The sequence below is a fragment of the Chelativorans sp. Marseille-P2723 genome, assembly GCF_902809845.1.
Taxonomy (GTDB): domain Bacteria; phylum Pseudomonadota; class Alphaproteobacteria; order Rhizobiales; family Rhizobiaceae; genus Chelativorans.
Map to the genome: position 1 here is coordinate 997,311 of NZ_CADDWI010000013.1, position 26,876 is coordinate 1,024,186.

Annotated in this window: 23 protein-coding genes; 13 read left to right on the forward strand and 10 right to left on the reverse strand. The window is 59.7% G+C overall.

Annotation, left to right across the window (positions count from 1 at the left end; translation table 11 throughout):
- The first annotated feature begins 85 nt into the window (after positions 1-85).
- Positions 86-982, forward strand: coding sequence for a bifunctional methylenetetrahydrofolate dehydrogenase/methenyltetrahydrofolate cyclohydrolase FolD (folD, locus tag HUS57_RS16035; protein ID WP_173934882.1), 897 nt, complete (start codon positions 86-88; stop codon positions 980-982).
- 21 nt (positions 983-1,003) lie between these two features.
- On the opposite strand, the gene HUS57_RS16040 is transcribed toward folD, so the two are convergent.
- Positions 1,004-2,683: a sulfatase-like hydrolase/transferase gene (locus tag HUS57_RS16040; RefSeq protein ID WP_173934883.1), complete on the reverse strand. Its 1,680-nt coding sequence runs from the start codon at positions 2,681-2,683 to the stop codon at positions 1,004-1,006.
- A 178-nt stretch (positions 2,684-2,861) separates the two neighbouring features.
- Between HUS57_RS16040 and HUS57_RS16045 the strand changes: the two genes are divergently transcribed.
- Both HUS57_RS16045 and HUS57_RS16050 read left to right on the forward strand, forming a co-directional pair.
- Complete coding sequence (locus HUS57_RS16045; protein ID WP_173933807.1) at positions 2,862-3,119, forward strand: hypothetical protein; 258 nt, start codon at positions 2,862-2,864, stop codon at positions 3,117-3,119.
- Positions 3,116-4,585 (forward strand): class I SAM-dependent methyltransferase, encoded by a 1,470-nt coding sequence (locus HUS57_RS16050; protein WP_173934884.1) that lies wholly within the window; start codon positions 3,116-3,118, stop codon positions 4,583-4,585. Before HUS57_RS16045 ends, HUS57_RS16050 begins: the two co-directional genes overlap by 4 nt.
- 25 nt (positions 4,586-4,610) lie before the next feature.
- Here the strand turns inward: HUS57_RS16050 and edd are convergent, their stop codons facing one another.
- Genes edd through zwf form a run of 3 tightly spaced genes read right to left on the reverse strand, consistent with a single transcriptional unit; the run spans position 4,611 to position 8,688 of the window.
- Entirely contained in the window at positions 4,611-6,425 is a 1,815-nt protein-coding gene (gene edd / locus HUS57_RS16055; protein ID WP_173935234.1) for a phosphogluconate dehydratase, read from the reverse strand.
- Between the two features lie 2 nt (positions 6,426-6,427).
- The gene (gene pgl, locus HUS57_RS16060) at positions 6,428-7,216 is read right to left on the reverse strand and encodes a 6-phosphogluconolactonase (RefSeq protein WP_173934885.1); all 789 of its coding nucleotides are present in this window, start codon (positions 7,214-7,216) and stop codon (positions 6,428-6,430) included.
- Positions 7,216-8,688, reverse strand: a complete 1,473-nt coding sequence (gene zwf / locus HUS57_RS16065; RefSeq protein WP_173934886.1) for a glucose-6-phosphate dehydrogenase — start codon at positions 8,686-8,688, stop codon at positions 7,216-7,218. The genes pgl and zwf overlap by 1 nt, the downstream gene beginning before the upstream one ends.
- Before the next feature lie 207 nt (positions 8,689-8,895).
- On the opposite strand from zwf, the gene HUS57_RS16070 reads away from it, so the two are divergent.
- The 6 genes from HUS57_RS16070 (at position 8,896) to HUS57_RS16095 (ending at position 13,644) form a co-directional block, all read left to right on the forward strand.
- The gene (locus tag HUS57_RS16070) at positions 8,896-10,374 is read left to right on the forward strand and encodes an aldehyde dehydrogenase family protein (protein ID WP_173934887.1); all 1,479 of its coding nucleotides are present in this window, start codon (positions 8,896-8,898) and stop codon (positions 10,372-10,374) included.
- Positions 10,375-10,434: 60 nt separating this feature from the next.
- On the forward strand, positions 10,435-11,181 hold the full coding sequence (locus tag HUS57_RS16075; protein WP_173934888.1) for an SDR family oxidoreductase: 747 nt from the start codon (positions 10,435-10,437) through the stop codon (positions 11,179-11,181).
- Between the two features lie 362 nt (positions 11,182-11,543).
- Positions 11,544-12,284: a septum site-determining protein MinC gene (minC, locus tag HUS57_RS16080; protein ID WP_173934889.1), complete on the forward strand. Its 741-nt coding sequence runs from the start codon at positions 11,544-11,546 to the stop codon at positions 12,282-12,284.
- Between the two features lie 29 nt (positions 12,285-12,313).
- Positions 12,314-13,129 (forward strand): septum site-determining protein MinD, encoded by an 816-nt coding sequence (gene minD / locus HUS57_RS16085; protein WP_173934890.1) that lies wholly within the window; start codon positions 12,314-12,316, stop codon positions 13,127-13,129.
- Positions 13,126-13,389: a cell division topological specificity factor MinE gene (gene minE, locus HUS57_RS16090; RefSeq protein WP_173934891.1), complete on the forward strand. Its 264-nt coding sequence runs from the start codon at positions 13,126-13,128 to the stop codon at positions 13,387-13,389. The genes minD and minE overlap by 4 nt, the downstream gene beginning before the upstream one ends.
- Before the next feature lie 45 nt (positions 13,390-13,434).
- Positions 13,435-13,644: a hypothetical protein gene (locus HUS57_RS16095; RefSeq protein ID WP_173934892.1), complete on the forward strand. Its 210-nt coding sequence runs from the start codon at positions 13,435-13,437 to the stop codon at positions 13,642-13,644.
- Positions 13,645-13,806: 162 nt separating this feature from the next.
- On the opposite strand, the gene HUS57_RS16100 is transcribed toward HUS57_RS16095, so the two are convergent.
- Positions 13,807-14,724 carry a dihydrodipicolinate synthase family protein gene (locus HUS57_RS16100; RefSeq protein ID WP_173934893.1) on the reverse strand — a complete coding sequence of 306 codons (918 nt, stop codon included), beginning with the start codon at positions 14,722-14,724 and terminating at the stop codon, positions 13,807-13,809.
- 235 nt (positions 14,725-14,959) lie between these two features.
- Between HUS57_RS16100 and panB the strand changes: the two genes are divergently transcribed.
- The 4 genes from panB (at position 14,960) to HUS57_RS16120 (ending at position 18,382) form a co-directional block, all read left to right on the forward strand.
- Entirely contained in the window at positions 14,960-15,772 is an 813-nt protein-coding gene (gene panB, locus HUS57_RS16105; protein ID WP_173934894.1) for a 3-methyl-2-oxobutanoate hydroxymethyltransferase, read from the forward strand.
- A gap of 28 nt (positions 15,773-15,800) precedes the next feature.
- Positions 15,801-16,712, forward strand: a complete 912-nt coding sequence (panC, locus tag HUS57_RS16110; RefSeq protein ID WP_173934895.1) for a pantoate--beta-alanine ligase — start codon at positions 15,801-15,803, stop codon at positions 16,710-16,712.
- Positions 16,713-16,869: 157 nt separating this feature from the next.
- On the forward strand, positions 16,870-17,589 hold the full coding sequence (locus tag HUS57_RS16115) for a SapC family protein (protein ID WP_173934896.1): 720 nt from the start codon (positions 16,870-16,872) through the stop codon (positions 17,587-17,589).
- A gap of 151 nt (positions 17,590-17,740) precedes the next feature.
- The gene (locus HUS57_RS16120) at positions 17,741-18,382 is read left to right on the forward strand and encodes a LysE family translocator (RefSeq protein ID WP_173934897.1); all 642 of its coding nucleotides are present in this window, start codon (positions 17,741-17,743) and stop codon (positions 18,380-18,382) included.
- A 74-nt stretch (positions 18,383-18,456) separates the two neighbouring features.
- Here the strand turns inward: HUS57_RS16120 and rlmN are convergent, their stop codons facing one another.
- The 5 genes from rlmN to HUS57_RS16145 all read right to left on the reverse strand — a co-directional run bounded on the left by rlmN (position 18,457) and on the right by HUS57_RS16145 (position 24,775).
- On the reverse strand, positions 18,457-19,683 hold the full coding sequence (gene rlmN / locus HUS57_RS16125; RefSeq protein ID WP_173935235.1) for a 23S rRNA (adenine(2503)-C(2))-methyltransferase RlmN: 1,227 nt from the start codon (positions 19,681-19,683) through the stop codon (positions 18,457-18,459).
- Positions 19,684-19,811: 128 nt separating this feature from the next.
- Positions 19,812-20,900, reverse strand: coding sequence for a sn-glycerol-3-phosphate ABC transporter ATP-binding protein UgpC (gene ugpC, locus HUS57_RS16130; protein WP_173934898.1), 1,089 nt, complete (start codon positions 20,898-20,900; stop codon positions 19,812-19,814).
- 97 nt (positions 20,901-20,997) lie between these two features.
- Entirely contained in the window at positions 20,998-22,134 is a 1,137-nt protein-coding gene (locus tag HUS57_RS16135; RefSeq protein WP_173934899.1) for a carbohydrate ABC transporter permease, read from the reverse strand.
- A complete protein-coding gene (locus HUS57_RS16140) occupies positions 22,131-23,117 on the reverse strand; it encodes a sugar ABC transporter permease (protein ID WP_210256108.1) in 987 nt (328 codons plus the stop codon). The genes HUS57_RS16135 and HUS57_RS16140 overlap by 4 nt, the downstream gene beginning before the upstream one ends.
- A gap of 293 nt (positions 23,118-23,410) precedes the next feature.
- Positions 23,411-24,775, reverse strand: coding sequence for an ABC transporter substrate-binding protein (locus HUS57_RS16145; protein WP_173934900.1), 1,365 nt, complete (start codon positions 24,773-24,775; stop codon positions 23,411-23,413).
- Positions 24,776-26,876 lie beyond the last annotated feature (2,101 nt).

The window sequence follows — 26,876 nt, forward strand, 5'->3', positions numbered from 1 at the left end:
GCGGAAGAAGACGCAACGGCGGCATTGCGCTGGCGCCTGTTGCCGCATATGGCGAGGGTACTTGATTCAACAGGCGAGGTTTGCCATGGCGGAGATCATCGACGGCCGAAAGATCGCAGAGCAGATCGTCGCGGGAGTCACCCGCCTGGCCGGTGAACTCGCCGCCGATGGCATCGTGCCGGGGCTTGCGGTGGTCATTGTCGGGGAAGATCCGGCAAGCCAGGTCTATGTCGCCTCCAAGTCGCGGAAGGCTAAGGAGTGCGGGTTCCATTCGGTGCAGCACTCGCTGCCGGCGAACACGAAGCAGGAAGAGCTGGTCGCATTGGTCGAAGGGCTCAACCGCGATCCGTCAATCCATGGTATTCTTGTCCAGCTTCCGCTGCCGGATCACATCGACGCCGACAGCGTCGTCCAGTCCATCGCGCCAGAAAAGGATGTTGACGGATTCCACTATCTCAATGTCGGCCGGCTCGTCACCGGGGCGACCGGCTCGGCGTTCGTTCCCTGCACCCCCGCCGGGGCCATGCTGCTGATCGAGCGCATACACGGGAAGGATCTCTCCGGCCTTTCCGCAGTCGTTATCGGGCGTTCCAACATCGTGGGCAAGCCGATGGCCAATCTTCTGCTTGCCGCCAATGCCACCGTCACCATCGCCCATAGCCGCACGGCTGACCTGGCTGCAGTCGTGCGGCAGGCGGACATACTCGTTGCCGCAGTGGGACGGGCAGAGATGGTTAAGGGAAGCTGGCTTAAGCCGGGAGCAACCGTTATCGACGTCGGCATCAACCGCATTCCAGCGCCGGAAAAGGGCGAAGGAAAGACGCGGCTGGCAGGCGACGTCGCTTTTGCCGAAGCCGAAGCGGTCGCTGGCGCGATCACGCCCGTGCCCGGCGGGGTTGGTCCGATGACCATCGCCATGCTGATGTCGAACACGCTGGCAGCGGCTTACAGGGCAGCAGGACGCGAGCCGCCCGCCGTGTGATGCGTGCTTCTGACTAGGATTTCAAGGAGCTGATTCCATCATCTGCGAACCCCTTTCGGGCATGCGGCGGGCGACAGCCGGGCCGCGGACCTTCTCTGTCATGTCGTGAAATTCGTACAGGTTGGAATCGAATGGGAAGAAGAAGATGCGGTTCGGCAATATCGGAAAGCTGGTTCCCAGATAGGTATTGAACAGCACCCGATAGCTATTTACCGGCGTGATGTCCGGGGTGAGGGCGGCATAATCCTTCCCGGGGAAGTAATAGGCATTGATGATGCCCGTCTTGATGCGCAGCTCTTCGCCGGGCGCCTCGTTCCAGGGAACACTGCCGTCCCTCTCTGGAAACGGACCTTCATCCGCCTGGATGATGATGATCGGAGGCGGCCCCTTCCTTTCCTGAAGCGTTGTGACGAGTTCTTCGATAATTCGGTTGGCGTAGGCAATCTGGTCAATATAGCCTTTTTCTGAGCCGCGTTCTGCCGATTGCTTCTGTGTCAGGCAGCCGCCGTCGGGCGTAAAGGGATAAGGTCCGTGCGGCACCAGAAAATGAGCGAAGACATAGGCAGGCTTGTCGCGCTGGCCAATGGCCTTGATCTTATCTACCTGAGCGCCCACACGTTGGCATTGCGCGTTGTCCCAGTTAAGCCGCATGGTGAAGGCCGTGTCGGGCAGTGCATGAAAAAGCGGGCGCAGGATCGTGCGGCGCAGATAGATCATCTCGAACTCGTTGAAGCCGTGAGGATGGTTCTCGTCGGCGATTGAATTGTCATAGGTGCCGACCCACCAGGAGCCGAACTGGATGAAGTCGTAGCCTCGTGACTTCATCACGCGTGCGGCGCGATGGTCGTCCAGCATCTTGTAGATGGGGTGCCAGTTTCCGTTCTTTGCACGCGGGTCGTCGCCAAGGATGTCCAGATAATCCATGTAGAAGGTCGAGGCCAGGGAATGGCCGGTCTTTTGGTAATTGGAGTGGCTGTTCCGGGCGACGTAAAATCCTCGTTCATCGAGAAAACGCCCGATGGCGCTGTTGTCGAGCCCGTAGTAATCTTCAAGTACTTCTTCGGAGGCATAACGGTCGAAGATGAAATGATAGACGTCTGGAGGTCGCGAGGTATCGGACGAGGACCCTGCTGAACCCAGATAGGGCTCTATCTCCGCCATTGCTCGGCCAGGATCATAGATGGCCCGCGCCGCGCCATGCTCCCATTCATAGGAAATGACCTGCCAGAGCGGGTTGATCAGCAGTACGGCGGCAATGACGTTGAGCACTGTGTGAATCGGCCCCGCAGCCCGTCGCAGGACTATAGCAAGAACGGTGAGCGCAGCGAGGATTGCCAGCGCGAAAGGGAGCGACGGTACCATCGCATAGCCGCCATCCACCCAACCGTTCAGCCATCCAAAGAGACCGGCAAAGAAAAGGCATCCTATGATCCAGATGCTGGCGATTATGGCCGTCAGCGCGTCGAAACGGCGCCGCAGCGCCGCCACCGCAAGATAGGCTGCCAGCGCAAAGATCAGGACGCCCGCGAGCGAGGGGGCGATGTCGGCGAAGCTGGTATGATTCAGGTTCCTCGCCATCATGATCATCACCGAGGCGATGGCGAAGAGAAAAGGGTGAAACGGCCAGAAACGATCGGAGCTTTTCCGGGTTTGCCCGTCCGGCAATTCCACACCCGCTTTTCCCCTTGATCCGTCAGTCACGGTGCACCCTCCAACGCTCCAATTTTGTGAAGACGGGAACGAGCCGCAGGGCAAGAAGTTCAACCTCGGCAGTTGAGCTTTGTGACGTTTTTTTAAAGGAACAAGGAACGTCTGGCACACGGGTACGTTGAAGTTGCCGCGGGAATGCTCCCGTTAACCAGCAGGAAAGGCGGTTCTGATGCTTCCGAGACTCGTAGCCGGCGTTTTTCCACTAATGATGTCTCTGTTGTTCGTAGGGATTTCGACAACCGGCGCCCATGCCTATCTCGATGCGGGTACTGGCAGCATGATTTTGCAAGTACTGCTGGGCGGGCTGGCTGGCCTTGCGATTGCAGGCAAGCTTTACTGGCACAAATTCCTAACAGCGATAGGCGTACGTCGCGCGGTCGCGCAAAGCGAAGAGGCGGAGGACGCGTCAGCGCGGGCTGACAGGTGAACGAGCTCCGGGCGCTGGAAGTGGAGTCGGCAGCAGTTCCGGGCAGCACTGCCGGTCTGCCAAGCGCTGATTGGCTGGAACGGGAGCCCGCTTCCTACCGCGACCGGAACGGCACTGTCTTCTATCGCGACGGGCGTGTTTTCCGCTTCCTGAGTCGCCGGGCGCTTGCGAACTGGCAGCGCCTTGAAGCCGCCCCCTTTTTCAGAAGCCTTTGCGAAGCCGGGAAGGTTATCGAAACGCGGCTCGCCGACCCGCAGAACGAAGGCATTACGCTAGGGACGTGGGCGGGAGTGCTGGAGCATGCCCGCCTTCCCTTTGTCTCGTATCCCTATGAGTGGTCCTTTAGCATGCTGAAGGACGCAGCGCTGCTGCATCTGGAGCTGATGAGGGGAGCGCTTGCCGCAGACATGATCCTGAAGGATTCCTCTGCATACAACATCCAGTGGAACGGGGTATCGCCAACCTTCATAGACTTGCCCTCCTTCGAGCCGCTTGGCAGGGGGGACCCCTGGGTCGGCTACCGGCAGTTCTGCGAGATGTTCCTCTATCCGCTTATGTTGCGGGCATATAAGGGGGCGGATTACCGGCCGTGGCTGCGCGGGCGGCTCGACGGCATTCCGGCCGAGGAGATGCGGGCGCTGATGTCGGCACATGACCTTCTTCGACCGGGCGTGCTGTTGCATGTCGCCGCACAAGCGGCGTTGCAGAAACGTTATTCGCGGGGAAAGCAGGATGTGCGCGGGGCTCTTGCCCAGGCAGGTTTCGACAAAAAGCTCATCGAGCGCAATGTCGACAAACTCACGCGTCTCGTAGCCAAGCTGGACCCCGCCAAGACAAAAACGGTTTGGGCCGACTACGACCGCACTCATTCCTATGACGAAGCGGAGCTTGCTGCCAAGGCAGACTTTGTTCGTGAAGCGGCTTCAACGCGGCGCTGGCGGCTTGCCTGGGATCTCGGGTGTAACACCGGCACGTTCTCTCGCATCGTGGCGGAGCAGGCGGATTATGTCGTGGCTATGGATGGGGACTGGATGGCCATCGAACGCCTCTACCGGCGCGAAAGGGATCAAGAGGGTGCGCGCAACAACATCCTTCCGCTTGTCGTCAATCTCGCGGACGCCTCGCCGAACCAAGGCTGGGGCGGCTCGGAGCGCAAAGGGCTTGCGGAACGCGGGAAGCCCGATCTTACCCTCTGCTTGGCGCTCATCCACCATATGGTCATCAGCGCGAACATCCCGCTTGCCGAGTTCATCGGCTGGTTGGCCAAACTCGGAACATCCGTTGTGATCGAGTTTGTGGGGCGGGAGGACGAGATGGTTCAGACGCTGCTGGCAAATCGCGAGGACCAGTATTGGGACTACACTCCCGAAACCTTCCGCCTTCTGATGGATCTGCATTTCGAGATCAGGGCGGACCGGCCACTGAAGGGCGGCAAGAGGCATATCTATTTCGCTGTGCCGAGATAGGCAGGGTAGGTGCGCGCCGGGCAGGTCAGAACACTGCCGCCCCCTGGTCTGCGCGCGAGACGAGCTGGCGGAAGCCTGCAAAAAGTTCGCGCCCCACGCCGAAATGCTCGCTTGAAAGATTTCCTGCCGCCGGCTGCCGTCGAGCAAGCTCGTCCGCCGCAACCAATATTTCCAGCGTGCCGGCTTCGGCGTCCAGCCTGAGCCTGTCCCCATTCTCAATCCGGGCGATGTTTCCACCATCGGCTGCCTCGGGGGTGACGTGGATCGCGGCGGGCACCTTGCCGGAGGCACCGGACATCCGCCCGTCGGTTACGAGCGCCACGCGATGGCCCCTGTCCTGTAGCACGCCGAGCACCGGGGTGAGCTTGTGCAGTTCCGGCATGCCATTGGCCTTCGGGCCCTGGAAGCGCAGAACGGCAATGAAGTCGCGGTCGAGCTCGCCTGCCTGGAATGCCGCTTGCAGTTCGTCCTGCGCGTGGAAGACAATCGCCGGCGCCTCCACCACCCGATGCTGCGGCCTGACGGCCGAGACCTTGATGATCGCCTGGCCGAGATTGCCCTTGAGCAGACGGATGCCGCCGGCGGGCTGGAAAGCCTTTGCAACCGGCACCAGCACTTTCTCGTCACCGCTTGCAGGGGGCGCGTCTTCCCGCGTTACGGAGCCGTCGGCTGCAAGCTTCGCCTCCACCGCATAGCGCCGCAAGCCTTGCCCCCAGATTGTTTGCACGTCCTCATGCAAAAGGCCGGCATCCAGCAGCTCGCGGACAAGGAACCCGATCCCGCCAGCCGCATGGAAATGGTTCACATCGGCAAGCCCGTTAGGGTAGACCCGCGCGATCAGCGGCACATGTTCGGAAATTTCCGCGATGTCGGCCCATGTCAGCTTGATGCCTGCCGCCGCTGCCATGGCTACCAGATGCATGGTGTGGTTGGTGGAGCCGCCGGTTGCATTCAGCCCCACCACGCCATTGACGATGGATCGTTCGTCGATCATGCGACCTACCGGCGTATATTCGTTACCGAGCGCGGTAATGGCGAGCGCGCGTTGCGCCGCTTCCCTCGTGAGCGCGTCACGCAGCGGCGTGTTCGGATTGACAAAGGACGAGCCGGGCGTGTGCAGCCCCATGATCTCCATCAGCATCTGATTGGAATTGGCCGTACCGTAGAAGGTGCAGGTGCCGGGGCCGTGGTAGGATTTCGACTCCGCGTCGAGCAACGCGTCCCGGCCTACCTTACCCTCTGCATATAGCTGGCGCACCCGCGCTTTCTCGTCATTGGGCAGACCGCTTGTCATCGGTCCGGCAGGAATAAAGACCGCCGGCAGATGGCCAAAGGTAAGGGCCGCGATGGCAAGACCAGGTACGATCTTGTCACAAATGCCGAGATAGACGGCGGCATCGAACATGTTGTGCGAAAGACCCACGGCAGTGGCCAGAGCAATCACGTCGCGCGAGAAAAGCGATAGCTGCATGCCCGCCTGTCCCTGCGTTACGCCGTCGCACATGGCGGGAACCCCGCCGGCGACCTGCGCCACGCCGCCAGCTTCCTCCGCCGCCTCCTTGATCAGCCGCGGAAAGGTCTCGTATGGCTGATGCGCCGAGAGCATATCGTTATAGGCGGTGATGATGCCCAGATTCGGTATGGTGTCTCCGGAGAGCGCGGCCTTGTCGCGCGGGCTGCAAGCGGCAAAGCCATGGGCGAGGTTGCCGCAGGAAAGGGTGCTGCGATAAACCCCCTTGGCCGCCGCATCTTCCACTCGGGCCAGATATGCCTCTCGCGTCGCCAGCGAACGTTCGCGGATACGGTTCGTGACAGATTCTATCTCTCTTCTTGCAGTCATCATCAAAAGCCTTCCTCGTCGCCGCTATCGGAATCATTAGGCGGCTCCGGTCGAATTTGACTTGGCGGTGTCCTGCTCCCTTGCTTACGGGGGGGAGCCCAGTAGATGCGCAGGGGCCCAAGCGCCTCATCTGCAACGTGGCGAATGGGCAAGCGGGCAGTGCCTTCTTCCTCCAGCGCGCTCCTGAGGACCTCCAGTTTCTCCGTGCCCTCGATATGCAGCGCAAGAAAGCGCGCCTGCCGCAGGACCGCCAGGGAGAGTGTCAGGCGTGGCTCCTGCGCACTCACCGCATGAACCGGCAGCACGTGCCGTACTCCTTCTGGATCCAGCAGAGCTGAAAACCCATCAGCATCCGGAAAGAAGGACGCCGTATGCCCGTCCGTTCCCATCCCCAGAATTACCACATCCAGCGGCAAGGGCAGCGTCGCATAAGCCTGATCGGCCTCCTCGGCTGCCTCCTCGACGCTTTGGAACTCATGATAAAGTCCAACGAACCTGGCTTGCGCCGCCTTGTCCTTCAGCAGATGGGTGTATACCAGGCGGGCGTTTGAGCGTTCCGAGGATGCTGGTACGAAACGCTCGTCCACGAGCGTGATGATCACGCGCCGCCAGTCGATTTGCTTATGCGAAAGCGCGCGGAAGAAGGGGGGAGGCGTACTGCCGCCGGAAACCGCCAGAACCGCGGTTCCGCGCTCCGCGATCGACGAAGCCAGCCGCTCGGCAACGTCCGATGCAAGGGTTTCCGCAAGCTCCTGTGCGGATTCAAACTTATGCCAAACTGTCTTTCCCATCACACGCTCTCATGCCATGTGCGCCCGTCGCGCTCGATCAACGCAATCGACGCCGAAGGACCCCAGGTTCCGGCTGTGTAGCCTTGTGGAGCCAGGCCCCTTTCTTCCCAGGCCGCAAGAATCGGGTCGATCCAACGCCAGGCGGCCTCTACCTCGTCACGGCGCATGAACAGCGTCTGGTTGCCGCGGATAACATCCATGATCAGCCGCTCATAGGCATCGGGATTGCGCACGTTGAAGGACTCGGCAAAGCTCATATCCAGCGGAACGTGCCTTAACCGCATGCCTCCGGGGCCGGGGTCCTTTATCATGAGCCACTGCTTCACCCCCTCGTCGGGCTGAAGACGGATCACAAGCTGGTTGGCATAGACATGCCCCGCCTGCTCCCCGAATATCGAATGCGGGATCGGCTTGAATTCGATGACGATTTCCGAAACGCGGCTTGCAAGGCGCTTGCCGGTCCGAAGATAGAAGGGCACGCCCGCCCATCGCCAGTTGGCAATCTCCGCCTTGATCGCGACGAATGTCTCGGTGTTGCTCACACCGCTGGGAAGCTCGTCCAGATACCCCTTCACCGCACCCCCATTTGACGCGCCGGCGCGGTACTGGCCGCGCACGGTCATACGGTCGGCGTTGCTGGAGTCGATGGGCTTCAATGCGCGAAGCACTTTCAGCTTCTCGTCACGCACGGTATCCGCATCCAACGAAGAGGGAGCCTCCATCGCCACCAGGCAGAGAAGCTGCAACATATGATTCTGTACCATGTCCCGCAGCGCGCCTGCCTTGTCGTAGTAGTCGGCACGGCCTTCGACACCCATCGATTCGGCCACGGTGATCTGCACATGGTCCACATGCGCCGAGTTCCACAACGGCTCATACAGTGCGTTAGCAAAACGCAGTGCCATCAGGTTCTGCACCGTCTCCTTGCCGAGATAATGATCAATGCGGAATATGCGTGCTTCGTCGAAGACCCGGCCAATGACCGCGTTCACTTCATGCGCTGTTTCCAAGCTGCGGCCGATGGGCTTTTCTACGATGACGCGCGATGTCGGCGCCGCTAGGCCGTGGTTGTCTATCCTGTTGACGATCTCGCCAAAAAGGGAAGGCGCCACCGCAAGGTAGAAGGCCCGCACGTTTGGGCTGTCGCCGATGACCGCCTTGAGGTCTTCGAAACCGCGGCCTGACGTAGCGTCGGCGGAAACGTAGAAAAGGCGCTGCAGGAAGCGCTTGAGCTCGCCTGCATCGATCTCGCTGGCTGCGACATGCGTTTCGATCGCCTCGTTGACGAATGCGCGGTACTGCTCGTCGCTCAACTCGGAGCGGGAGGAACCGATGATCCTCGTTGATTCACTGAACTGCCCGGCGCGCTGGCGCTGATAAAGGGCCGGCAGAAGCTTGCGCTCGGCGAGGTCGCCGGTTGCTCCGAAGACCACAAGGTCGAAAGGCTCGACAGGAATCGTCTGGCTCGTCATTTTGACTCAGTTCCGGATTATACGATATGGCCGCTGCGTTTACTCTAATCGATTTAATAAAGCCAGTAGCCGAATAAGTGGCAAACATACATGAGACAGATTGAACGGCTTTTCCTGGCCTTCAACGCAGGATAGGGTTGTCGCTCTACATTACAAGCGGCGGAGGCGAGGTACCGCAGGGAAAGGATGCGCAAAAAGGTGGAACGCATGGGTAGCAGCCATCTCTCCAGTTCAGTTGCTGAAGGCCGCGCATTCATGCAGGTGATCGACGGCAAGAGCCTCGATTCACTTTCGGGTAACCGGGTGGAGGTGGTTTGCCCGTCGGATGGGCGCGTCTTTGCTTCCTTTCCCGCTTCTGGCGAGGCCGACGTAGACAGCGCCGTTCAAGCCGCTCGCCGCGCCTTCAATGATGGGCCATGGAGCCGCATGCCGGCGGTGGAGCGCGGGCGTCTGATTACACGCCTGGGCCAGCTTGTGGCGGAGAATGCCGAGGAACTGGCGGCACTAGAATCGCGCGATACTGGCAAGCCTGTCCGACAGGGCAAGGCAGATGTTGCAGCGACCATGCGCTATTTCGAGTTCTATGGTGGTGCGGCCGACAAAGTGCATGGCGACACGATCCCCTTCCTTGAAGGCTACACAGCACTCACTCTGCGCGAGCCGCATGGCGTCGTGGGGAGCATCATTCCATGGAACTACCCGTTGCAGATCCTGGCCCGCGTTGCGGGGGCGGCCCTTGCCATGGGGAACACGCTGGTTGCAAAGCCCGCTGAGGATGCCTCACTGACGGCCATCCGCATGGCAGAACTTGCCCTAGAGGCCGGCTTTCCCCCTGGCACTTTCAATGTGGTTACGGGCTACGGGAGCGAGGCAGGGGCAGCGCTCGCGGCGCACCCGATGGTCGATTACATCACCTTTACCGGCTCGCCGGCTACTGGCACGGCCATCCAGCAGGCTGCTGCCCTCAACAATCGCGGCGTAACTATGGAGCTTGGCGGCAAATCGCCACAGATCGTTTTTGCCGATGCCGATATCGACGCGGCGCTTCCTGTGCTCGTCAGCGCCATAATCCAGAACGGCGGGCAGACCTGCTCGGCAGGTAGCCGCGTTCTCATCCAAAGGCCGGTCTATGACAGGGTGGCGGCTGCGCTAGCGAAGCGCTTCTCCGAGATCAGTGCCGGCCCGCACTATGCGGATCTTGATCTGGGTGCCCTCATCAATCCCCGGCAAAGATCGCGGGTTGAGGGCTTCGTCCACGACGCGGAAGAGAAGGGAACGCCAGTGCTTGCGCGCGGGCGTGTCGATGCCGATGCGCCAGCGGCGGGATTCTACCATGCGCCCGTGCTTTTCGGCCCTGTCGACGCAGCATCGATGCTGGCGCAGGAGGAGGTATTCGGTCCGGTGCTTTGCCTATTTCCATTCGAGGACGAGGCGGAAGCCATCAGCCTTGCCAATGGAACGGAGTACGGGCTTGTTGCGGGTATATGGACGCGTGACGGGGCACGCCAGCACCGCCTCGCCAAACGTGTTCGCGCAGGCCAGGTCTTCGTGAACGGCTATGGCGCCGGGGGCGGGATCGAGTTGCCCTTTGGCGGCTTTCGGAAATCCGGGCACGGCCGGGAGAAGGGATTTGAGGCACTTTTGGGAATGTCGACCACCAAGACCGTTGTATTCAATCACGGCTAGGCTGCCGCAGAGAAAAGCCTTGCCTTCCATTTTCACCAACTTTCAGAAGGAAATCCGTAATTGCGGCTCAAGGACAAGGTAGCAATCATTACGGGGGCGGCCTCCGGCTTCGGGCGCGGCATGGCCAAGCGTTTTGCCGAAGAAGGAGCGAAGGTGGTCGTCGCCGATCTCAACCGCAAGGGCGCGGAAAACCTTGCTCGGGAAATCGGCTCGGCAGCGACGCCGGTTCCCGCCGACGTTTCCCGGAAGGATGACGTCGAGGACATGATAGCCACGGCAATGAATGCATTTGGCCGCATCGACATCATGGTCAACAATGCCGGTTTCACCCACAGAAACGCCGACATGCTCAAGGTTGATGAGGAAACCTTCGATTTAATCGCCGCCGTGAACATGAAGGCGATCTATTATGCCGCTCTGGGCGTGGTGCCCATCATGGAAGAACAGGGCGGAGGCTCGATCCTGACAACCGCCTCCACGGCAGGGCTGCGGCCGCGCCCTGGGCTCACCTGGTACAATGCCTCCAAGGGTTGGGCGATCACGGCCACCAAATCGATGGCCGTGGAACTCGCTCCGAAGAAAATTCGTGTCAACTGCCTCTGCCCCGTCGCCGGAGAAACTGGAATGCTCGCCCAGTTCATGGGCGAAGACACGCCTGAGAGGCGCGCCCAGTTCCGCGCGTCCATTCCGCTTGGGCGCCTTTCCACGCCGGAGGATATTGCCAATGCGGCGCTATGGCTCGTCTCCGACGAGGCAGAATTCGTCACGGGCATCGCTCTGGAAGTGGATGGCGGCCGCAGCATCTGATGAGCCGGCCATAAGCTTTGACGAAGCGCGATCTCGCTTTCCTCTGGCTTGATGCAAGCATTCAAGAAGTTAGCCAAAGCAGTAAAATATTGGCGGATGCAATCGGTCGCCGCGTTCTCCGGATTGCAGGAAAGCACCAAAATCAGGCCCGGTCCTGCACGCTCCACAAAGCTGTTCCTCTATTCTGAAGGCGCTCCTTGCGCCCGTCGATGGTCCTTGAGGGGTTTGATTGGCCCGCCTGGCCCTCATGCCGCATCAAACGGTGGATTTAATATTCTGTCATTTCCTCGCTTCTATCCCGGAGATTAACCATGCATTAACCATGGTTCGCATAACCCTTGAGCAACCAAAAATTAACGAAGATGACCAAAGTGCTAACCACCAGCCGTCCAATCCGTCTCAAAGGCCGTTCCTTTCTTGCGCTCGTGCTGACACCGGAGCTTCCTTTGGGTGACTGGCTGATGCGGCTCGACGATCTGGCAAATCGCTCGGCCGGCTTCTTCCTGCGCCGGCCCATCGTCCTCGATGTCGAAGGCTTGGAAGTCAGCAGGCACGAGCTGAAGGCGTTCATCGACGAGCTAGCCCTTCGGAACGTGCGCGTCATCGGCATTGAAGGAGCAAGGGCCTCTTTGCTTGGACCGGATATGCCGCCCGCTATGTCCGGCGGCCAGCCCGCTCCAGATTTCGAAGCACCCGTCCCGGAACCGGCGATTGAGAAGCCGGAAGCGGAACCTGTGCCTGCCGTCCAGGCGGAGCCGCAGCCCATCAGGCCGGTGCCCTCACTGATCATCGATCAGCCGGTGCGCTCTGGCCAGTCGATAATCTTCCCGGAGGGAGACATCACCATTGTCGCCTCTGTTGCATCCGGTGCGGAGATCATCGCCGGAGGCTCCATTCATGTTTACGGCGCGCTCCGCGGAAGGGCGATGGCTGGCTCTATGGGCAATGCCGAAGCGCGCATTTTCTGCAGCAAGCTGGAAGCGGAGCTCCTCGCGATCGACGGTCTTTACAAGACCGCCGAAGACATTGAGCCACAGCTTCGCGGGCGCGCGGTTCATCTTTGGCTTGAAGGTGACACGATCAAGACAAGTACACTCAATTAACGCGGCGGGCAGGCAGACAGGAGATGCGGATGGGAAAGGTAGTTGTTGTAACATCGGGTAAGGGGGGCGTCGGAAAGACAACTTCGGCTGCCGCTCTAGGGGCTGCCCTGGCGCAGCGGAATGAGAAGACGGTTGTCGTCGATTTCGACGTCGGCCTGCGGAACCTTGATCTTGTCATGGGTGCTGAAAGGCGCGTCGTCTATGACCTCGTCAATGTCATCCGCGGCGAGGCAAAGCTGCCACAAGCGCTCATCCGTGACAAGCGGCTGGAGACGCTTTACCTGCTCCCGGCCTCGCAAACGCGGGACAAGGACAATCTTACGGCGCAAGGCGTAGAGCGGGTAATTGCCGCCCTGCGGAAGAACTTCGATTGGATTATTTGTGATAGTCCCGCGGGGATTGAACGCGGCGCGACGCTGGCGATGCGCTATGCCGATGTTGCCGTGGTCGTTACCAATCCGGAAGTGTCCTCCGTACGCGACTCCGACCGCATCATCGGGCTCATCGACGCGAAAACGCTCAAGGCCGAGCGCGGCGAGACCATGGACAAGCACCTGCTTCTTACCCGCTATGAGCCCAACAGGGCCGAACGGGGAGACATGCTGAGCGTAGAAGACGTCCTGGAAATCCTGTCTATCCCCTTGCTTGGCATCGTGCCTGAAAGCATGGATGTGCTGCGCGCTTCCAACCTGGGTACGCCGGTCACGCTTGCCGATGCCCAAAGCGCGCCGGCACAGGCTTATTTCCAGGCTGCGCGCCGGCTGGCCGGCGAGGACGTGCCCATCACCATTCCGGGCGAAAAGCGCGGCTTGCTCGGCAAGCTTTTCGGATGGAGGGCTGCATGAAGATCTTCAGCCTGTTCGCAAAGAAAGCTTCGGCTCCCACCGCTCGGGAGAGACTACAGGTCCTGCTGGCACATGAACGCTCATCGGTCGGTGAATCAGACCTCGTAGCGCGTCTGCGAGAGGAGATTCTGGCTGTGATCGCCAAGCACGTGAAGGTCGATGGCGAAAAGGTCAAGATAAAGATGGACCGCGGAGACCAGGTCTCCACCCTGGAAATCGATGTCGAGATTCCACTGAAAGAAAAGGTTGGAGCAACCTGACTGTTTACCACGAGCATTCCGCCGAGCACAAAAGGAGGAAACCGCATGACCCGTGTTGAACTTCTGGATCGGCTTCGGGAACTCCAGAGCATGGACGAGTTCAAGGGACGCGATATCACAACCATCAGCGCGTTGCTTTCCAACAAGGCGCTCGCCGATCACATCAAGGTTTGTGAGAACGCCGTCAGCAGTTCAGCCCGCTCTTCGCCACGGGGCGAGGATGCAAAGGCCAGCGGTCACGCAGCGGCCAACTGATCCGTTGCATTGATCTTCGACCGGCAGTGACATTGTCCAGCCGCGCTTACAGCCAGGACGTTGGCGAAAGGCGCCAGCCAATGTTTGCAGAAAGCACGGAGCGCGTGCAATCGCTGACAACAACGTGCTTGCGGACCCGCAGGCGGTCGGTGGCGACTTGTCTCAAGCGGCTGCCTGCAGGCCGTCCATGGTGAAGCCCATGTCCATGATCTGCTTGACGAGGCTGGCGCGCTGGACTTCGTCCAATCCTACAAGTGGAGGCAGCACGCGGTGCCAGTTCGCATCTTCGCGGAAATGCGCGACAACCGTTTTCAGCGCCTGAATCATGGGATAGCTCTGGATCACCCCGCGTAGCGCGCTCGCTTGCTCCTGCCATTCCCCCGCATCCGCGCTTTGCCATTCGCGGCAGAGCGTTGCGAGCGTGCCGGGATTGATGTTGCAGGTGGCGGAAATCACGCCTGCGCCTCCCAGCTCCAGTGCTTCCTTCAACCGCGATTCGTTGCCGCAGAAGATGCCCCAACCGGGAAAGCGATCGAGTATGGCGCGCGTGTGCTCCCAGTTGCCCGATGAGTCCTTAATGCCAGCGATGGTGCCCGGATACGCCGTGATCAGCCGCTCGATTAGGTTCTCGGAAAAGCCCACCTGCGCAACCGGCGGAATGTGGTACAGGTAGATGCGCAGGCGCTCATCCCCCACGCCATCGATCACCGCGCTAACATAGGAAAAAAGCCCTTCGTCGCTCACATCCTTGTAGTAGAAGGGCGGCAGCATGAGCACGCCGCCACAGCCAAGCTTCGCGGCGTGGCGGCTAAGCTTCACCGTGTCGGCTAACGCGCAGGTCCCCGTTCCAGGCATCATGCGGGCAGGTGGCAGCCCTTCACTGACCAGATGATCGAGCAGGGTAACTTTGTCATCGACGCCAAGAGAATTACCCTCGCTGTTCGTCCCGAATACTGCCAGCCCGCAATCTTGGCTGATGAGCCAGCGGCAATGCTCCGTAAGCCTTCGCGCGTCAGGGCGATTATCCTTTGTGATCGGAGTAAGGACGGGCGCCAACGCGCCCTTCAAGGTGTGTGGCATGACAGCTACTCGTACGTGCGTTTAGTCTCAAATCCTATTATTGCGCAGGTCGGGAGGGGGGAGAACCGGAATTGGCTCGGGAAGCTGAATTAAGGCGGCCTTTCCCGCGCCAAGGGCGACAACGACGGAGCGAGAGCTCGCGACGTGATGTTTCTGCTGCATTGCAAATTTATCTTCGCACATGCACAAATTTATGGCAGACCCTGATGAAAGGTTGAGTTGTGGAGGAAGTGCCATGAGCGTAGCAAGACGAACGGGAGCGATCACACCGCGTGATATTTCGGCTGCCAAGGGCAGCACGCCGCTTGTATGCCTGACAGCCTACACGACTCCAGTCGCCAGACTCGTCGATCCCGATTGCGACGTCGTGTTGGTAGGTGACAGCGTTGGAATGGTGCTGCATGGCCTCTCCTCCACGCTGGGCGTAACGCTGGAAATGATGATCATGCACGGAAAGGCTGTCCGCCGCGGCCTTGAGCGCGCTCTGATGGTGGTCGATATGCCGTTCGGCTCCTATGAGGAGGGGCCGGAGCAGGCAATGCGCAACGCCGCCCGGCTGATGGCGGAAACGGAATGTGCCGCGGTCAAGATCGAAGGCGGCGAGACCATGGCCGAGACCATCCGCTTCCTCAGCGAGCGAGGGGTGCCAGTCATGGCGCATGTGGGCCTCACACCGCAAGCTGTGAACGCGCTAGGAGGTTACCGGGTGCAGGGCAAGGGCCTTGAAGCTGAGCGCATCCGGCGGGACGCGTTAGCGGTAGCCGAGGCGGGCGCTTTTTCCGTTGTACTCGAAAAGGTGCCCGAGACGCTTGCCCGACGCATCACCGAAGACGTTGCGATCCCGACCATAGGCATCGGCGCTTCACCGGCTTGTGACGGACAGATCCTGGTGGTGGACGACATGCTCGGTATGTTTACCGATTTCCGCCCTAAATTCGTCAAGCGCTATGCGGAACTGGCCAAGCAGGCGGAAACAGCGGTCAAGTCCTATGCGCAGGAGGTGCGGGAGCGCCGGTTTCCCGCGCCTGAGCATGTTTTCGGCGAATAGCCAGAAATCCTGAACGGAGGAAAGCGGCATGAAGATTCCGGTCATCCGCACGGTAAAAGAACTGAGGGCAACCACGGCGGAATGGAGAAAAGACGGCCTCAGCGTGGCCGTGGTTCCGACGATGGGTGCGCTTCATGAAGGCCATCTGAGCCTCGTCCGAGCGGCGCGCGAACGGGCGGACCGGGTAATCGTCACACTGTTCATCAACCCAAAACAGTTCAACAGCACGGACGATCTGGCGGCCTACCCCCGCAAGGAAGAGGAAGATGCGGCGAAGCTCGCTCCGCTCGGCGCACATATCCTTTTTGCACCAAATGCGGATGAGATGTACCCGGAGGGCTTTGCAACCACTGTTTCGGTGGGCGGTGTCAGTGAGGGGCTTTGCGGCGCCTTTCGTCCCGGCCATTTCGATGGCGTGGCGACCGTGGTGACCAAGCTCTTTCTGCAGACCGGGGCGGATCTTGCCTTCTTCGGCGAAAAGGATTTCCAGCAGCTTCATGTGGTCCGCAGGCTCGCGCGTGACCTCGATATTCCGGTGGAGATCGTAGCCTGCCCGACGATACGGGAGGAGGACGGTTTGGCAATGTCCTCGCGCAACGGGCGGCTTTCCGCTGCGGAGCGGAAGGCGGCTCCGCGGATAGCGCAGATCCTCTTCGAGACGGCCGCGCAGATTACCGCAGGTTCATCCGTTGAAAAGGCGCTTGCAGACGCCAACAATGCTCTGTTGGCTGCGGGTTGCCAGCAGGTGGAATATCTGGAATTGCGGGCGGATGACGATCTTGCACCGCTTGCCGAAGCGACACGCCCGGCAAGGCTGCTCGTTGCCGCCTGGCTTGGCGGAACACGCCTCATCGACAATGTGGAAGTGGCTCCCGTGCAAGATGCCGCCGGTGCATTGGGCGAAAAAGAAAGATCGGGAACATTGCGGGCCGTCGCCTGAAGCCAGACGCAAACCGGCCGGATAACAGCCTGCTTAGGAGGAAATCCCCGGAACCGTTGATCCACAAGGCTCCGTTGGGGAACCGCTGTGCTGAAGATTGACGTTCGATGCATCTGATACAATCATGCATCAGAAACGAAGGGCACAGGGGAATTTGATGAAGAACCCGCTTTTTTATAGCAAGGTTATCCCGCTCAATAGCGAAGCGCATCGCAATCTGAGGATCGACCTTAGCGCGAAACGGTTCGGCTTTGCTGGCCAAGCCCACCTGATTCCTGCTGTAGTCGATGAGTTCGGTGCTGCCATGCCGCATCTGCCCATCGCCTTTCTCCCGGGAAGCAAGCAGCCGGCGGCCGTGTTCGTCGCGGGCATGCAGCCAGGCGTCAATTTCTTCCTTGCGACGGACGGAAGCTGGAGTGGCGGTTATGTGCCTGCCTATCTGCGACGGTATCCCTTCATCGTGGGCGACGTGCCGAATGGGGAATCCGTTCTGTGCATCGATGAAAGCCAGCGCGAGCCTAGGGAGGGAGGCCAGCGCCTCTTCTCGGATGCAGGGGAGCCCGAGCAGGCCCTGCTGCAGGCGCGCGACCTTGCTACCTACTACAAGCACTCGGCCGACCGCACGGATGAATTCTGCGCCACTCTCGACCGGCTCAACCTTCTGACCAGCGTCACGCTTAAAGCGCGGACGCAAGGCGACGGCAACAGCGTCGTTCATGGACTCATGATCGTTAATGAAGAAGCTTTCGACAATCTAAGCGCGGACGACGTGAAGGACCTTCACCAGAAAGGCTTCCTCAAGCCGATCATGCAGCATCTCGCTAGCCTGGCGGCTATCACCAAGCTGGGCGAGCGGAGCATGGCCGAGGCTGCGTAAGTGCGGACGTCCAGGAATTCCCACAATGACTGAACGATTTACAGCACGGATGCCCTGAAGCCATTCGGCCACGATGCCGCATAGCCTGAAAGCGGTTGGCTGCAATATAGATTGCCGTGTTGTAGCCGCCACTTGTCAAAGAGCTTCTTTCATGGATTTTGTCCCCGCCCTTCCGGTCATCGTGCAATTCGCGATAGCAACCTTTGTCATCGCCATTACACCGGGGCCGGACATGACGCTCTTCGTCGGCCGTGCGCTCTCACAGGGAAAGAAAGCAGGCTTTGCCTGCATGTCCGGGGCCATGACGGGCATACTTATTCACACCATTCTGGTGTCTCTCGGTCTTTCCGCCCTTCTCGTGGCCTCGCCCTCCGCTTTTCTCATCCTGAAGATCTGCGGTGCGGCCTATCTCGTCTGGCTGGCATGGCAAGCGCTCCGGCACGGTTCGGCTTTCGATCCCGATGTGAAGGCGACGCGGAAAAGCTCCTTCGCAAGAAACTGGGCTATCGGGCTTGGCATCAACCTGCTCAATCCGAAGATCATCCTGTTCTTCATGACCTTCCTGCCGCAATTCGTCTCGGCAAACGATCCGCACGCTCCCGCAAAGCTCTTTTTTCTTGGCTTTCTTTTCATCCCTTTGTGCCTGCCGGTCATCATACCCATGGTGCTGGCCGCGGACAGGTTTGCAAGCTTCCTGCGAAAGAGTCCTCGAGTTATGCGTATGGTCGACTACCTCTTCGCTGGCGTTTTCTCAGCCTTTGCGCTGAAGATCCTCACAACGCAGGCGCGGTAGGAACGACGCCAAACCGCCTCATGGGCCGAGCAGTTAAGGATGAAAAAGCCGTTCTAGGACGCACGAATGCTGCCCTACTCCCCATGGCCTGCAATCATCATGGCTTCCAGCTTCAGCCTGTCTGCCTTTTTCAGCCGCTCGGAAGCCGATTTTAGCTGACCGCAGGCAGCGAGGATGTCGCGGCCGCGCGGCGTGCGGATCGGCGAAGCATATCCGGCTCGGTTGACGAATTCGGCGAAACGTTCGATCTGCTCCCAGTCGGAGCATTCATAAGCGCTGCCCGGCCAAGGATTGAAGGGGATGAGGTTGATCTTGGCCGGTATGCCTTTCAGCAGCCGCACCAGTTCCCGCGCATCGTCGAGAGAGTCGTTGACGCCCTTTAGCATCACATATTCGAAGGTGATGCGCCGGGCGTTGGAGAGGCCCGGATAGGCGCGGCAAGCATCCAGAAGTTCCTTGATCGGGTACTTCCTGTTGATCGGCACCAGCTCATTACGTAACTCGTCCCTGACGGCGTGCAGCGAGATGGCGAGCATGACGCCGATTTCCTCACCGGTGCGGTAGATTTCCGGCACGACGCCCGACGTGGACAGGGTGATGCGGCGCTTCGACAAGGAGAGGCCCTCACCATCGGAAGCGATGAGCAATGCCTGCTTGACGTTTTCGAAGTTGTAGAGCGGCTCTCCCATGCCCATCATGACGATATTCGTCACCTTACGGCCTTCCGCCGGCACGATGGCGCCGTCCGGCGTTTCGGCGTCCGGAAAGTCTCCGAGCCGGTCGCGAGCAAGCAGAAGCTGATCGAGAATTTCACCTGCAGTGAGATTGCGCACCATGCGCTGGGTGCCGGTGTGGCAGAAGGAGCAGGTAAGGGTGCAGCCCACCTGGGAGGAGATGCACAGCGTCCCGCGCCCTTCCTCGGGGATATAGACCGTCTCCACCTCGACGGGGCGGCCGGCGCCGCGCGGGGGAAAGCGCAGAAGCCACTTGCGCGTGCCATCCTCGGAAATCTGCTCTTCAACGATCTCTGGACGGGCTATTGTGAATTGATCGTCGAGGCTCTTACGCAAATCCTTGGAGATGTTGAACATCTGCGAGAAGTCGGAGACCCCTCGCACATAGAGCCAATGCCATAGCTGGCGCACGCGCATTCTCACCTGTCGCTCCGGCACGCCAAGCGTCGCAAGAGCGTCCGCGAGTTCCTCGCGTGACAGGCCAATAAGCAATCTCTTTTCCGCTTCCGCAGCGGGCCGCAGGTGTGCGCGGTTTTCAACTGTGCTTGTATCGAACGTCAGGGTCATGATGCTGATGCATATAGGCAGCGTCCAAGCTGCTCCCAATTTTCGGTAGCCCATATCACAGGAAGAACGCGCGGTCACGCAGCTCTTCCGGCCAGGCAAGCATCTATCGGAGCGGATGACTGGTTACCTTACAGGTAAAGCAGCGAACGGCCCTCACTGTTGAACAGATGCATCTTGCCTGGATCGGCGCTGAGCGAGACGACCTCACCGCGGCTTAAGCGCTGGACGCCGGGCAGCTTCACAATGATAGGTTCCGATGCATTTTCCACGTCGAGATAAAGATTCGTCACCTCGCCGAGGCATTCCACCAGGTTCACGCGTCCGTCGATCAGGCCGCTTCCGGCGGATGCAACGGTCAGATCCTCCGGCCGGACGCCGAAGTGCACCTGCGCGCCGGACATATCAGCCGGGGAGGGTATGGGTATCGCGGCCTTGTGCTCGCCCAGCCTGATGGTGGTCGTCTCGCCCGTGCCGTCAATCACCGCTCGCTGCACATTCATTGCTGGTGAGCCGATGAACTGCGCGACGAAAAGATTGGCGGGCCTTTCGTAAAGCTCGATCGGCGCGCCGACCTGTTCGATGTTGCCCGCAGATAGAACCACGATGCGGTCGGCGAGCGTCATCGCCTCCACCTGATCGTGGGTGACGTAGATCATTGTGGAGTCGGGCATGGATTCCTTGAGCTTGGCGATCTCGATGCGGGTGGCCACGCGAAGTGCGGCGTCAAGATTTGAAAGCGGCTCGTCGAAGAGGAAGACCTTCGGATCGCGGACGATGGCTCGGCCTATGGCAACGCGCTGGCGCTGGCCGCCCGATAACGCTTTGGGGAGGCGGTTGAGATAAGGCGACAGGTGCAGGATCTCCGCTGCTTCGCGCACTTTCCGATCAATCTCCTCCTTGGGCCGCCTTGCGATGCGCATGCCGAAGGCCATGTTGTCGTATACCGTCATATGCGGGTAAAGAGCGTAGGACTGGAACACCATAGCGATGCCGCGCCGCGAGGGCGGAATGTCATTCACCCGTTCCTCTCCGATATACATGTCGCCGCCGGTGATCGTCTCCAGCCCGGCGATCATGCGAAGAAGCGTTGACTTCCCGCATCCTGAAGGGCCAACGAAGACGACGAACGCACCGGATTCAATCTCAAGATCGACACCGTGGATGACCTCCGTCGTTCCGTAGCTCTTCCTGATATTCTTCATTAGAACGCCGGCCATCTCACTTCTCTCTGATCCCTGGTGCCCGCATACATCCGCGCCTTTCCGAATGCCGTCCATCCTTTAAGTGTCGCGCCGGTTGCCTCGCCATCAAAGCTCAACCTCCCTTGACGGAGCCCGTCAGCAGCCCGCGGACCAGATAACGTTGCAGGGCGAAGAAGACGATGATCGGTACGACGATCGCGACGAAGGCAGAAGCCGTCAGAATTTCCCAGTCGCCCCCGCGCGAGCCCAAAAGTTCGCGCAGCCGTCCTGTCATGACAAGCTGCTCTTCATTGTTGCCAAGGAAGACCATCGCGACGAGAAGATCGTTCCACACCCACAGGAACTGGAAGATGGCGAAGGAGGCGAGCGCCGGAAACGACAGGGGAAGGATGATCTTGCCGAAAATCTCGAAATCTGTCGCTCCGTCCACGCGCGCGCTCTCGATAATCTCGCGCGGCAGGCCGGCGATGTAGTTACGAAGGAGATAGATGGCCAGTGGCAGACCGAAGCCGGTATGTGCCAGCCAGATGCCGATATAGGATTTCCCCACGCCGATATTGTTATAGAGCTGAAGGAGCGGAATAAGCGCCATCTGCAGGGGCACCACCAGAAGGCCGACAATTGTGGCTAGCAGAAGTGCGCGGCCAGGAAACTGCATCCAGGCCAGCGCATAGGCGGCATATGCGGCAATCAAAATCGGAATGACCGTGGCCGGTATGGTGACGGTGAGCGTGTTGATGAAGCTCCGGCCAAGCCCTTCTGAAAACAGCACGGTGCGGTAGTTCTCGGTCGTGAACTTCGGCGCTTCAAGCGAGGTGACGAACAGGCGTTGGCCGCGACTGCCCTCCGGGCGTTGCGGATAGGAGATGACGTAGTCTCCGTTTTCTTGCACCGTTATGATTTCGCCGCCGCGCGTTTCCGCCGCGTCGCCGGGCGCGAATTCCGTGGGGCGCTGAATGGAGACGCCGAAGGCGCTCACACTGCCGGCGCCGTCTTCGAAAATGTTCCCCCTCAGCACCCAACGCCCGTTCTCCTCGGTCGCCTCGTCCGGAGGGGCAGCTCGGGCAACGATATTTCGCTCGGAAGGCAGGAAGGCCGTCCACCAGCCGCTGACAACGATCTGCTCCTTGTCGCGGAAGGATGAAACAAGGATGCCGAGGGTGGGAATGGTCCAGGCGGTGACCAGCAATAACACTGCAATGTGGACAGCCCAGGTCAGCAACGGGCGTGAACCGACAGCGCCGTTCATTGCCTCTCCTTCCGCGCTTCGCGGATATTCCAGATCATGATTGGCACGACCATGATCATGATGACGAGCGCAATGGTGGACGCGCGTCCGAAATCGAGGCCGCGGAACATCCAGTCGAACATGTAATTGGCGAGCACTTGCGTGCCCCATTGGCCGTTGGTCATGGCCAGCACGATATCGAACACCTTCAGCACCAGGATGGTGATGGTGGTCCAGACCACGGCAATCGTGCCCCATATCTGAGGCACCTTGATCTTGTAGAATATCTGGAAGGGCGAGGCGCCGTCGATCACCGCCGCTTCGATGGTCTCTTCCGGTATCCCGCGAAGGGCAGCGGACAGGATGACCATGGCAAAGCCCGTCTGTATCCAGGTCAGGACCGCCATCAGAAAAAAATTGTTCCAGAAAGGAATGGTGATCCAGGCTTGGGGGGCGCCGCCGAAAGCAGTTACTATGGCGTTCAGCAGCCCGATCTGCTCGGTGCCTTCCGGGCGGTAATCATAGATAAATTTCCAGATGACGCTGGCGCCGACGAAGGAGATTGCCATGGGCATGAAGATCAAACTCTTGGCGATGTTGCCCCAGGAGATCCGGTCCGTAAGAGCGGCGGCTATGAGGCCGAAGAAGGTGGACGCTGCAGGCACGACAATGAGCCAGAGGATGTTGTTGCGCATGCTTTCGCGGAAGGATGCATCGCGCGCCAGCCACTCATAATTGTAGGTCCCCACCCAGTTCTGGCTATTGGGGCCGTAGAAGCTGATTATCGCCGAGTTGATGACGGGGTAGACGAGATAGACGCCGAGGACGATGAGTGAGGGTCCGAGGAAAAGCCACGGTCTGATGGCATTGGCCTTGTTCAGGTTGGCGGAAATGTTTTCGCCCGAGGCAGGATAGATGGTGTCGAGAAGCTTGTTGGAACTCCAGAAATAACCGACGCATGCCGTCACCCCGAGCACCATCACCAACACTGCCCTCAGCAGCATGGATTGGGGAAGAATGAACGAAAGCACTGCATAGGCCGCCACGGCAAGCACGATGCTGGCGGCGAGCCCGGCAGCCATGACAAACAGGCTCGCGACGGCAAGAACGAGGTTCGAAACCGCCCCCGCTCCGGTTACAGCATGCGTTACCGGTGCACGGGAAACTGCCACTTTCATTTCTCCTTCGGGCCGTCTTCAGCAGCCGCCGCGCAATGCTTCCAGCTATACCGCCAGTTGCATGCCAGCACAGGCGTCCGCAATACGGCCTCTTTCCGTTCTGCAAGCCTCGCCTTGCATCACTTTATCGCCTCCCACTCCCTCTGGATCCCATCGGCGATCTCCTGCGCGGGTCTGCCGCCTACATAGTCGATCATTCCGCTCCAGAAGACGCCGGCTCCGATGCGCCCGGGCATCAGATCGGAAGCGTCGAAGCGGAAGGTCGTGGCTTCTGCAAGAATCTCACCCTGCTTCCTTAGCGCATCGGTTGCATATGCCTCCTCGTTCACTCCCTCATGGGGTGTGAGGAAACCCCCCTGGGCCATCCAGATCTCATGGGCGATGGGAGTTTTCAGGAACTCGATGAAGGCGCGGGCTGCATCGGAGTCGGAGGTGATAGCCACTACGTTGCCGGAGCCGAGGACGGGCGTACCAAGATCCTTTTCCGCGTAGGCCGGCATGTAGAAGAAGTCCACGTCGACTCCCACTTCGGTGCCCTCCGGGAAAAAACTCGGGATGAAGGAGGCCTGATGGTGCAGGTAACACCGAGGCGGGGAGGAGAAGAGCCCTGCAGGACTGTCGCGAAAGTCGGTGGAGGTTACCCCCTCCGTTCCTCCGGCCACAAAACCCTCGCCGCGGGCAAACCAGCCGAACTCTTCTATCGCGGCAACCACGCGCTCGTCGTTGAAGGGGATTTCGTTGGTGACCCACTGGTCATAGACTTCCGGCGGCTGGGTCCGCAGCATCATGTCCTCCACCCAGTCGGTCGCCGGCCAGCCTGTGGCTGCGCCTGCGCCGAGGCCGATGCACCACGGGGTCCCTCCGTCCTCGACGATCTGCTCCGTCAGGGCCTTCAGGTCTTCCAGCGTCTCGGGAACTTCATAGCCTGCATCCTCGAAGTTTTCCGGCACATACCAGACAAGCGACTTAACATCCGCCTTGTAGGGAAAGGCATAAAAGGCTTCCGTACCGTCCTCCCCTTCATAGGTGCCAAGTTCAACCCATGATTCGCCGGCCGCATAGTTTTCCGCAACCCAAGCGGCAGCCTCCTCGCCAAGCGGGCTTAGATGCCCCTGAGAGGCAAGATTCGCGGCAATCCCGGGCTGCGGGAAAATGGTGATGTTCGGCGGACTGCCAGCCTGAATGTCGATGATGATCTGCTGTTCGAAAGAGTCGGAGCCGGAATAGGCAACGTCCGCCCCGGTTGCTTCCTCGAAATAAGCGGCCACAGATTCGAAAATTTCCCTTTCAGGGCTCAGCCAGTCACCGAAAATAGTGAGACGCTGGCCGGTCAAATCGTGACTCGCCGCAAAATCCTCGTAGCTCTGCCAACTGAAGCGGCTATCCTCCCCCGGGGCGAATGTCAGGCTGCCACCATCCTGCGCCAGTGACGTGCTGCAAAGGAGCAACATTGCTGAGGTGCCGGCAATCGCACGAATCTTCATCGTTTCCTCCACATAGCCCTCCGACGAGAGCCTATTTACCTGCTTTTAGAACAGTATGCGAACCGATGGGCCCAAGACGTAGGGCAAGACAGGATCAAACGCGGAATGAGCCGAGTCAAGCCACTCAATTTTCAGGTAAACGAATGGAGCCGCGCTCATCCGGCGCCCCTGGCATGTCTAGGAACGAAGGCCCTGGCATCATTTCCGGCGAGCTCGGGGTACCTGGCGCAGAACCTTGGGAGTACCAAGGAGATGCATACAATCGAAGAATAGCCAGACAAGCGGGTTATGACTCATAATTCTGATCGAAAACTGTAATTTAATATTGCTTTAAAATGCTATTACGTGCATAAAGAGGGGGTTACGGCCCCGTTGCGCTTGTGACCGTAACCCCCGACTGGGATAATATATAAGCATTTGGTTCTAAAAATTTCTTCCCAGAGTTGAAATTTCATGGCCTCGAAGGAGCCGCCTGTTGAGGCGGTTTCGGCCTTTCTAGTATTTGTTCCAGTCGACTCTGCGGCTGTCCTAGCCGGAGGAAAAAACTCCTGGCAGGCGGCCTCCTCGACCGGTGCTGCAAAATGTATACGTTATAACAAACTCATATACTCTAGCATATGTTGGCTCTGTAAACATAGCGCCATCTTCCCCTAAAGGAATTTTTCTTGCTTGTCGACCCGATGTAGGTGTCAAGCTGGTGATCGTGTGAATTGAGTTGTGGGCGTTGCGAAAATGCATCTCTGGGTGGTTGAGGCCAGCTGCTGCCCGAAATTGCCCCTGTCGGCCAGAAGCCCCTCTGGATAGCGGCGCCTATGGCACCTGCTCGGCTCGCCCGGGGGAAAGCCTCTCCTCCTATTGCTACGGTTTGTTCTCGATGGTGCAGCGTTCATTGGCAGGAAATAAGGCGCGCGCCATTGGGACGCATTGAGGCCGGAAAAGCGGGCGCCCCCCCCATGATCCTTACACTTTGAAAGCATCGGTGTACCGTGAGCAGTGCCTTCGAGATGGGTGCGACCCGCCTCGGAATAGGAGCCTATGGGTGTATGATCCGGAAGCATGCTTCTCCGTGTTCATTGCTGGAAGTATGGTGTTGGGGCGGCTCCTGTTTTTAATGACCCGGCGCGAGGGTAGATCATCGGCTTGAAAATCCTGAATCAAGGGGTCACTTTGGGTCTGGTTTGGGTTCACCTGATTGAAGGTGGATCATGGGCAAGAGCTGTTCGCGGATCGTCCCGATCAGGTTGTTGCGCTTGCCCAAGCGGGGGCATTCCGGGGCGTGGCAGCGGCGCGCTGCTTTGGCGTCAGCGCCGGCTCCGCGATCAAGCTGATGCAGCGTGTGAGGCAGCACGGAACGGCAGTGCCGCCGCGTCATGGCCCGCCATCGGGCTTCCGGCTCTCGCTTTCGAAGCATTCGCGGTCGGAAGCCAGACCGGATGCCGAGCGGACTGGCAGGCAGCGAAGCATGATGCGGGCCGATCCGGCCGGGTTGCCCCGGTCCCGCTGCTGCCGCGGCTACACCCATAAAAGAGCGCTGATGGCGCCGGAACACGCGTGCGCGGCGGTGCGCACTGTGGCGCCTGTGGATCACGCTGCGCCAGCCGAGGATGCGGGTCGAACCACCCCATCGCCTGATCTTTGTGGACGAGACATCGGTCAACGCGAGCGGGGCATGCAAGGCTCCTGGCCAGCGCCCCTTCGCTCATTGGAAAACGCAGACCTTCCCTGTTCCTGCCGCCCCTAAACCCCCGACCTCAACCCCATCGGAACAGCCTTGCCAAGCTCAAGGCACACCCGCGCCGCTGCAGCCAGAACTTTCAATGGCCTCTGAAGAGCCACCGGAAACATCTGCACCCTCTTCAAGAAAGCCGGCTACGCGTCCCGTTAAATGGGCGTTGCTTTAACCAACCTCGGTGCGCCCCTGCCGCGCAAGCATCCTTGTGGCCGTCACCTAATTGGGGAAAAAGGGAATGCATTTCGTTGTGCCGCCTATCGCGTCCCGGAAGGTAGTGCGGAGCAGATGATGCACANCATTGGAAAACGCAGACCTTCCCTGTTCCTGCCGCCCCTAAACCCCCGACCTCAACCCCATCGGAACAGCCTT

What these genes read in the sequence shown, in the direction of transcription:
- zwf (WP_173934886.1), bottom strand. Translation starts at nt 8,688, where the DNA reads ATGACGAGCCAGACGATTCCTGTCGAGCCTTTCGACCTTGTGGTCTTC.
- HUS57_RS16140 (WP_210256108.1), bottom strand. Translation starts at nt 23,117, where the DNA reads ATGCTGCTGAGGGCAGTGTTGGTGATGGTGCTCGGGGTGACGGCATGC.
- HUS57_RS16145 (WP_173934900.1), bottom strand. Translation starts at nt 24,775, where the DNA reads ATGAAGATTCGTGCGATTGCCGGCACCTCAGCAATGTTGCTCCTTTGC.
- HUS57_RS16045 (WP_173933807.1), top strand. Translation starts at nt 2,862, where the DNA reads ATGCTTCCGAGACTCGTAGCCGGCGTTTTTCCACTAATGATGTCTCTG.
- folD (WP_173934882.1), top strand. Translation starts at nt 86, where the DNA reads ATGGCGGAGATCATCGACGGCCGAAAGATCGCAGAGCAGATCGTCGCG.
- HUS57_RS16095 (WP_173934892.1), top strand. Translation starts at nt 13,435, where the DNA reads ATGACCCGTGTTGAACTTCTGGATCGGCTTCGGGAACTCCAGAGCATG.
- minE (WP_173934891.1), top strand. Translation starts at nt 13,126, where the DNA reads ATGAAGATCTTCAGCCTGTTCGCAAAGAAAGCTTCGGCTCCCACCGCT.
- panB (WP_173934894.1), top strand. Translation starts at nt 14,960, where the DNA reads ATGAGCGTAGCAAGACGAACGGGAGCGATCACACCGCGTGATATTTCG.
- HUS57_RS16120 (WP_173934897.1), top strand. Translation starts at nt 17,741, where the DNA reads ATGGATTTTGTCCCCGCCCTTCCGGTCATCGTGCAATTCGCGATAGCA.
- pgl (WP_173934885.1), bottom strand. Translation starts at nt 7,216, where the DNA reads ATGGGAAAGACAGTTTGGCATAAGTTTGAATCCGCACAGGAGCTTGCG.
- panC (WP_173934895.1), top strand. Translation starts at nt 15,801, where the DNA reads ATGAAGATTCCGGTCATCCGCACGGTAAAAGAACTGAGGGCAACCACG.
- minD (WP_173934890.1), top strand. Translation starts at nt 12,314, where the DNA reads ATGGGAAAGGTAGTTGTTGTAACATCGGGTAAGGGGGGCGTCGGAAAG.
- edd (WP_173935234.1), bottom strand. Translation starts at nt 6,425, where the DNA reads ATGACTGCAAGAAGAGAGATAGAATCTGTCACGAACCGTATCCGCGAA.
- HUS57_RS16100 (WP_173934893.1), bottom strand. Translation starts at nt 14,724, where the DNA reads ATGCCACACACCTTGAAGGGCGCGTTGGCGCCCGTCCTTACTCCGATC.
- HUS57_RS16070 (WP_173934887.1), top strand. Translation starts at nt 8,896, where the DNA reads ATGGGTAGCAGCCATCTCTCCAGTTCAGTTGCTGAAGGCCGCGCATTC.
- HUS57_RS16115 (WP_173934896.1), top strand. Translation starts at nt 16,870, where the DNA reads ATGAAGAACCCGCTTTTTTATAGCAAGGTTATCCCGCTCAATAGCGAA.
- minC (WP_173934889.1), top strand. Translation starts at nt 11,544, where the DNA reads ATGACCAAAGTGCTAACCACCAGCCGTCCAATCCGTCTCAAAGGCCGT.
- HUS57_RS16135 (WP_173934899.1), bottom strand. Translation starts at nt 22,134, where the DNA reads ATGAACGGCGCTGTCGGTTCACGCCCGTTGCTGACCTGGGCTGTCCAC.
- rlmN (WP_173935235.1), bottom strand. Translation starts at nt 19,683, where the DNA reads ATGACCCTGACGTTCGATACAAGCACAGTTGAAAACCGCGCACACCTG.
- ugpC (WP_173934898.1), bottom strand. Translation starts at nt 20,900, where the DNA reads ATGGCCGGCGTTCTAATGAAGAATATCAGGAAGAGCTACGGAACGACG.